We start from the raw sequence: 6,776 nt of genomic DNA, 5'->3' as shown, positions 1-6,776 counted from the left end.
TATCGTATTGTTTTTAATCGATATTGACTATTTTAAATTGTTCAATGATCACTACGGCCACTTAGAGGGTGATGAAGCATTGAAATCTGTTGCGACCAGCTTAAAAAAATTGGATTTTGGCGGTGAAAAACTGGTTGCTCGATTTGGTGGAGAAGAGTTTTGTGTAGTTTTGGCGAGCGACATCGAAATTGATGGTCAAGCTTATGCTAAACGACTGATCGAATCGGTTGAATCGCTGCGCATCACCCACCAATTTTCCCCGGCGAAGAAGACGCTTTCAATCAGCGTTGGAGGGGTTGAAATTGATACCCCACAGTTGAATCACTATCTAGATTTCTTTCATGTGGCTGATAGAGCACTTTATGCAGTCAAAGCACAAGGAAGAGGTCGTTATCTCGTGCAAAAATTCACCTCTAATCTCCCGTTAACATTGCCTGTTCAATAATCTTTACGCAGTAAATTCTGTTTATTTTTGCAATGCTTGTTTAATAAATAAGCAGTGTAATTGCTCTATTTGATCGTCTGTATTACCGTACTAGCTAACTAGTCTATTGATATTTGTGTGAGTGGTATGACACAGTCTGATTCTCGTGAACATTTTGGTTCACGTCTTGGTTTTATTCTTGCGGCGGCGGGTGCGGCAGTTGGCCTAGGTAATATCTGGGGCTTTCCAACCCAAGCGGCAAGCAACGGCGGCGGCGCATTCTTATTGGTTTATTTGGTGATGATCATGGTCGTTGCCTTCCCTATGTTAGTGGTTGAAATGGCGATAGGCCGTTTTGGGCAAGCAAACCCTGTTGATAGCATGCGCTCATTAACGCCTCATCCACTAGGTAAAATGGTCGGTGGCTTTGTCGGTTGGATTGGTTTGAGTGTTCCGAGTGCGGTACTGGCGTTTTACAGCATCGTCGGTGGCTGGCTAATCTGCTTTTTACTCGGTGCGATGACAGAGTTATTGGGTTTTGTGGAAATCACAGCTTGGTTGAAAGGGTTTAGTGTTGAGCGTAACTTATTCGGAACCTTAGTGTTTTATATTTTGACGATTCTAATCGTGCAAGGTGGTGTTAAAGACGGGATTGAAAAATGGTCAACGCGTTTAATGCCTGCATTGTTTGTACTGTTTGGTGTGCTGTTTGTTTACATCATGATGCAAACTGGTGCGATGGAAGGTTTACAACACTATTTGGTCCCTGATTTTTCAAAGGTGTTTGACAGACATCTTTTACTGGCGGCAATGGGACAAGGCTTTTTTTCATTAACCATTGGTGGCTGCTCGATGTTGATTTACGGCTCTTATCTGAGTAAGCAAGAAAACCTGCCGAAGATGGCACTAAATGTGACTTTAGTTGATACTGCCGTGGCTTTCATTGCTGGCCTTGTTGTGTTGCCTGCGATGTTTGTTGCGATGCATAAAGGTGTGGAAATCTATGCCGCTGACGGTTCTTTACTAAATTCAGACACGCTCGTTTTTACCGTGTTGCCATTGATGTTTGATAGCCTTGGTTGGATGGGGCAGGTGTTTGCTATCGTATTTTTCACTTTACTGACGATCGCCGCGTTAACCTCTTCTATCTCTATGCTGGAATGCCCTGTAGCCTTAGTCAGCGAGCGTTTTAATACGAAACGCGCACCAACAAGCTGGGTATTAGGCGCGTTAATTGCGCTAGTCAGTGTCGTTATTGTTTATAACTTTGGTGCGCTATTTGGCTTAGTGGCAACGGTTGCGACGCAATATTTGCAGCCGACAGCAGCGCTGATGTTCTGCCTATTTGGCGGTTGGGTATGGCGTCGTCAGGCGAAGGTCAAAGAGTTAGAGCAAGGTTTCCCTGAGTTCCAATTGGGTTGGTTTGGTAAAATCTGGCCTTGGTACGTGAAATTTGTCTGCCCTGTATTAGTGGCTACGGTGATTTGGGCTTCGTTCGGTTAATGAGTTACTTTCTTCATCCCACTCACGCTTAGACAGCATAAAGCCCTTTGAATAAGGGCTTTATTATTGAACTTTTGTGTCTCTATTGTTTAGAGTTATCGACTATTTAGACCATCGACGGTGGCATCAAGTGTCCCGTGGTTAGAGGTTCTAAATCGCTGTCTGCGACCTCTTCAATAAAATCGCCCACGACTTGCTCAACCATCTCATCGCTTTGCGAGAAGTAGGCGAGATGGAATACGGCATCTCCTTCATTAACAAGAGGCAGAGTTTGTTGGCCAATCACAATACCCCCCTTATTGGCTCTTAATTCGACTTCGACATGACCAAGCGGTGAGTTGATATAGGCAAGCACTTGTCCTTTCTCGACCTTGTCACCAAGCGTCACCACAGTGCGCAAGATGCCATCGCTTTCGGCTCTGAGCCAACTGGTTGATTTTGCGATGATCGATGTCGGTACGGCCTTGCGACTTTTGCGCATCATACCAATGGCTTGCATGGTGCGTTTCACACCGACAATACCCGCATTGATGGCAATAGGTTCAAATTTTAGCGCTTCACCTGCTTCATAAGTTAATACTGTGATGCCTGATTTCTCCGCTTCACTTCTGAGCGAGCCATTACGCAGTGGAGAGTCGATGATCACTGGGGTTGCAAATGCTTGGGCAATACGTAAGGTTTCAGGATTAGTGAGATCGGCGCGGATTTGTGGCAAATTCGTGCGATGAATAGCACCAGTATGCAGGTCAATGATGTAATCACAACGTAAAGCGACTTGGGAAAAAAAAGTATGTGCAATGCGAGAGGCGAGGGAGCCAGTTTCACTTCCAGGGAAGCAGCGATTGAGATCGCGTCGATCAGGAAGGTAGCGAGATTTATGAATAAAGCCAAAGGCATTGACGATGGGGACAACAATCAGTGTCCCTTTTAGTTTTTGCGGGTCGATGGAGTTGATCAGTTGACGGACTATTTCAACGCCGTTCAGTTCATCACCATGGATGGCGGCATTGACCATTAAGGTTGGGCCAGTGGATATTCCATTAATGATTTCGATAGGGATAGAGAGTGGCGAGTGTGTATAAAGCTTAGCCGCTTCTAGCTCCATTGCCTTGCGCGTTCCTGGGGGAACTGAATCCCCCAGGAAATGAAATGCTGTGTTTTTCCTAACCTTTGCCACGTGTTTTTGTCCCTTTCGTTGCCGCATTTTTTTCAATAAATTCGACAATCAACCCGGCGATATCTTTACCAGTAGCGGCTTCAATACCTTCAAGACCTGGCGATGAATTGACTTCCATCACTAATGGGCCACGTTCCGATCGCAAAAGATCCACCCCCGCAACATTGAGACCCATAATCTTCGCCGCATCGATAGCCGTCTTACGTTCTAGAGGGGTGATTTTTACCAAAGAGGCGGTTCCGCCGCGGTGTAGGTTAGAGCGAAACTCACCATCGGCACCTTGCCGTTTCATGGCTGCGATAACTTTGTCGCCAATAACGAAACAGCGAATATCGGCGCCACCAGCCTCTTTGATGTACTCTTGCACCATGATATTGGCTTTCAAGCCCATGAACGCTTCGATCACACTTTCTGCTGCTTTGCGTGTTTCCGCTAACACTACACCGATGCCTTGAGTTCCTTCAAGTAATTTAATTACTACCGGTGCTCCTCCGACCATGTCGAGTAAGTCTTTGACATCATCGGGTTTGCTGGCGAAACCAGTAATTGGCATACCAATGCCGCGACGAGACAATAGCTGCATTGAGCGAAGTTTATCTCTGGAACGGCTAATAGCCACAGATTCATTGACGGGATAAACCCCCATCATTTCAAATTGGCGTAATACCGCAGTACCGTAAAACGTAACGGATGCACCAATACGAGGAATGACTGCATCAAAACCCGCTAACTCTTCACCTTTAAAGTGAATTTCGGGTTTTTCAGAATTGATATTCATATAGCAACGCAGCCCATCAATCACTTTGACTTGGTGGCCACGGCTTTTACACGCTTCAATCAGACGCTTGGTTGAATACAACGAAGCATTACGTGACAGAATACCAATTTTCATTATTTGCTCTCCTCGAAAGCGATTAAAAACGATTTAGTTGGATTAACTAAAATTCGACGGTGCATTGCGGTGCGACCTAATAGCATACGAAAACCCATATTTTCGCGATTGGTTAACGTTATTTCAATGGGCCAAGTTTGGCCGCCCAAACTGACGTCTGATTGAATAACGTAACGTGACTCTTCATGGCCACCGGAATCACGGACGATTCGTTCATCAATGACTTTAGCTTCGCACACTGTGACCTTGTCATTATTGCGCTGCACAGGGTGGATCCAAAAGCGAACCCAAAGAGTCTCTTCCTTGATGAAGCTCTCTACCTTAAATGCGTGTAAGCACGACGTGCGGGCTCCGGTATCGACTTTGGCATTAATTTGATCAATACCTAACCCTGGAAGGCTGAGAGTTTCTCGCCATCCGACAATCATTTTTTCTTTCATCGCAGTTTCAATATTTTTGGAGAATGTAAGACGCCGCTAAGGAGTAGCCGCATCCCCGATACAACTTTTAAATGGTGTTATCGCTTGAAGAGAGTGTGGTGAATAACTCTAGGAACTTCAAGGGGGCGAACTCTAGCAGTCACAAAAAATGTGCGCTAATGAAATTAATTTGCCTTATCGATAAAATTAATTGATAGAAAAAGAGGTAAGGATTGATGCCGAATTCCGCTGCCAAAGCAAGATATTCATCAACTTGCTATTACACGCTGGTTGAAGAATTCGACATCAGAGTGGGTTAAACTTTCGCTGGAATATGCTCTAGTAGGGCAACCATTTGCTCCCAGAAAAGGTCGACTGTGTCGATCTTCACTTTCTCATCCGGTGAGTGAGGGAATTTAATGGTTGGGCCAAACGAAACCATATCCATTTCTGGGTAAGGTTTTTTGAAAAGACCACATTCTAGGCCAGCATGGATCACCATGATATTCGGTTTATGACCGTAAATACCTTGGTACATGTCTCTGAAAATAGCCATGATCTCTGAATCGGCATCTGGTTTCCAGCCCGGATAAGCACCAGTAAAGGCAATTTCCGCATTCGCTAGCTCAGCAACGGATTTGAGCATGCTTTCAACCTGTTGGCGACCTGAATCAATCAGAGAACGAATAAGGCATAACACAGTCACAGAGTTTTCTTGTGTAGTAATCACACCGACATTCAATGAGGTTTCAACCACGCCTTCAATTTCATCGCTCATCCGGATCACACCGTTTGGACACGCATTTAATGCGGCAATAAAACGTTGTTGATCAACAAGAGCGAAGACATTTTCCGCATTGTCTTGCGGGTTGTTGAAAGTGACAATTCCCGTTTCGACGCGTCCAAGCTCTTCTTTCACTAGCTGGGTATAGGAGCTAAATAGCTCATCCAGTTTTACCCCATTTTCGGCAGGAATGGCCACGGTGACAAACGCTTCTCGAGGAATGGCGTTACGTAGGCTACCACCGCGAAACTCGATCAAACGTAAATCAAGTTCTTGTGCGTGACTAGCAAGAAAGCGAGCCAGTAGCTTGTTAGCATTCCCACGGCCAGTATGGACGTCACACCCAGAGTGACCTCCTTTTAACCCTTTCAAAATCAATTGATGTGTTACGTAACCAGCAGGCATGGCTTGTCGTTGGATATTAAAAGTCATTGCGCCATCAATACCACCAGCACAGCCCATATATACTTCGCCCTCTTGTTCTGAATCAGTATTGAGCAGGATCTCTCCTTCTAACCAACCCGCTTCAAGGCCGAAAGCACCAGTCATACCCGCTTCTTCATCAATCGTCAGTAACACTTCAATAGGACCGTGCTTGAGCTCTTTTGACGCGAGAACAGCCAAACATGCTGCCATACCCATGCCGTTATCGGCACCTAAAGTGGTTCCTTTGGCCGTTACCCATTCGCCATCGATATACGGTTGGATAGGGTCCTTAGCAAAGTCGTGCTGCGTGTCTTCGTTTTTTTGCGGCACCATATCAATATGAGCTTGTAGAACCACACCTTTCTTATGTTCCATGCCAGCTGTCGCTGGTTTTTTTATGAAAACGTTGCCGGTTGGATCTCGGCGTACCGCTAAACCCTGCTCTGTCGCCCACTGGATGATGTGCTGGGCTAAGGCTTCTTCATGCTTAGACGGGTGAGGAATGGAACAGATTTTATCGAAAAATTGCCATACGGGTGCCGATGACAATTTACTGATTTCAGAATAGAACTCAGACACGGAATACTCCTTTTATTCGAGCTTGCCAGATCATGAACAGGCGAAATGTTTCTTTGGTAGCGATATCGACTAGATCTGAGCATGACTTGTAGTGGTGGACAGCATACCACTCTCGACAATCAGCGAGTAGCCTCACCGCTTGAGAATTGTTTTATTGGTGTCACATTAAATCGACTGTAGCGTATAGAAGAGATGACACAATCGGCGATGAGATTCTTCCCCTTACCGCCTAATAATCATTTTTTGCTGATATTTGTGTAATTTAATTACTTAAATCTGTTGATGTAGATCATTAAAATAAAATTATGTGATTTTTATCACGCTAAATATTGTAATTTAATTTCTTGGTGGTATATTTGTAACCAACTTCGAAAGCGAAGAAAAAATGCTCAAAGGATGAGTCCGTTTATCGCCTCCATGGAACCGAGAAATCAAATTTATGTTCAATTGATTTTATAAGGTGATAGTTATGAAAGGTTTACCATCTGCAATGTTCTGGACAAACAAGTCTGTTTACACTGGCAACTTTGCTTACCCAACAAGCTTTGGTTATTAAGACTTTAAGCATGTTA

Annotated in this window: 6 protein-coding genes; 2 read left to right on the top strand and 4 right to left on the bottom strand. The window is 44.7% G+C overall.

The features are described from left to right. Both AACQ17_RS06115 and AACQ17_RS06110 read left to right on the top strand, forming a co-directional pair. Positions 1–445 (top strand): GGDEF domain-containing protein (locus tag AACQ17_RS06115; protein WP_141201450.1); only part of this gene is annotated, 445 nt, incomplete at its 5' end. 126 nt (positions 446–571) lie between these two features. Continuing rightward, positions 572–1,927 (top strand): sodium-dependent transporter, encoded by a 1,356-nt coding sequence (locus AACQ17_RS06110; RefSeq protein ID WP_094147589.1) that lies wholly within the window; start codon positions 572–574, stop codon positions 1,925–1,927. A 106-nt stretch (positions 1,928–2,033) separates the two neighbouring features. Here the strand turns inward: AACQ17_RS06110 and AACQ17_RS06105 are convergent, their stop codons facing one another. The 4 genes from AACQ17_RS06105 to AACQ17_RS06090 all read right to left on the bottom strand — a co-directional run bounded on the left by AACQ17_RS06105 (position 2,034) and on the right by AACQ17_RS06090 (position 6,204). Next, positions 2,034–3,131 carry a succinylglutamate desuccinylase/aspartoacylase family protein gene (locus AACQ17_RS06105; protein WP_088718002.1) on the bottom strand — a complete coding sequence of 366 codons (1,098 nt, stop codon included), beginning with the start codon at positions 3,129–3,131 and terminating at the stop codon, positions 2,034–2,036. Beyond that, on the bottom strand, positions 3,091–3,996 hold the full coding sequence (gene rimK / locus AACQ17_RS06100; RefSeq protein ID WP_010320145.1) for a 30S ribosomal protein S6--L-glutamate ligase: 906 nt from the start codon (positions 3,994–3,996) through the stop codon (positions 3,091–3,093). Before rimK ends, AACQ17_RS06105 begins: the two co-directional genes overlap by 41 nt. Further along, positions 3,996–4,436: an ATP-dependent zinc protease family protein gene (locus AACQ17_RS06095; RefSeq protein WP_094147590.1), complete on the bottom strand. Its 441-nt coding sequence runs from the start codon at positions 4,434–4,436 to the stop codon at positions 3,996–3,998. Before AACQ17_RS06095 ends, rimK begins: the two co-directional genes overlap by 1 nt. A gap of 295 nt (positions 4,437–4,731) precedes the next feature. Then, positions 4,732–6,204 (bottom strand): aminoacyl-histidine dipeptidase, encoded by a 1,473-nt coding sequence (locus AACQ17_RS06090; RefSeq protein WP_094147591.1) that lies wholly within the window; start codon positions 6,202–6,204, stop codon positions 4,732–4,734. Positions 6,205–6,776: the final 572 nt, after the last annotated feature.

The sequence above is a fragment of the Vibrio sp. V10_P2A27P122 genome (genome assembly GCF_963874335.1).
GTDB lineage: Bacteria > Pseudomonadota > Gammaproteobacteria > Enterobacterales > Vibrionaceae > Vibrio > Vibrio anguillarum.
The sequence above is the reverse complement of the archived record's forward strand: the minus strand, read 5'-3'. Positions and strand labels throughout refer to the sequence as shown.

Excerpts from the sequence above, each read along its gene's own strand:
- rimK (WP_010320145.1), bottom strand. The coding sequence starts at position 3,996 with ATGAAAATTGGTATTCTGTCACGTAATGCTTCGTTGTATTCAACCAAG.
- AACQ17_RS06105 (WP_088718002.1), bottom strand. The coding sequence starts at position 3,131 with ATGCGGCAACGAAAGGGACAAAAACACGTGGCAAAGGTTAGGAAAAAC.
- AACQ17_RS06110 (WP_094147589.1), top strand. The coding sequence starts at position 572 with ATGACACAGTCTGATTCTCGTGAACATTTTGGTTCACGTCTTGGTTTT.
- AACQ17_RS06095 (WP_094147590.1), bottom strand. The coding sequence starts at position 4,436 with ATGAAAGAAAAAATGATTGTCGGATGGCGAGAAACTCTCAGCCTTCCA.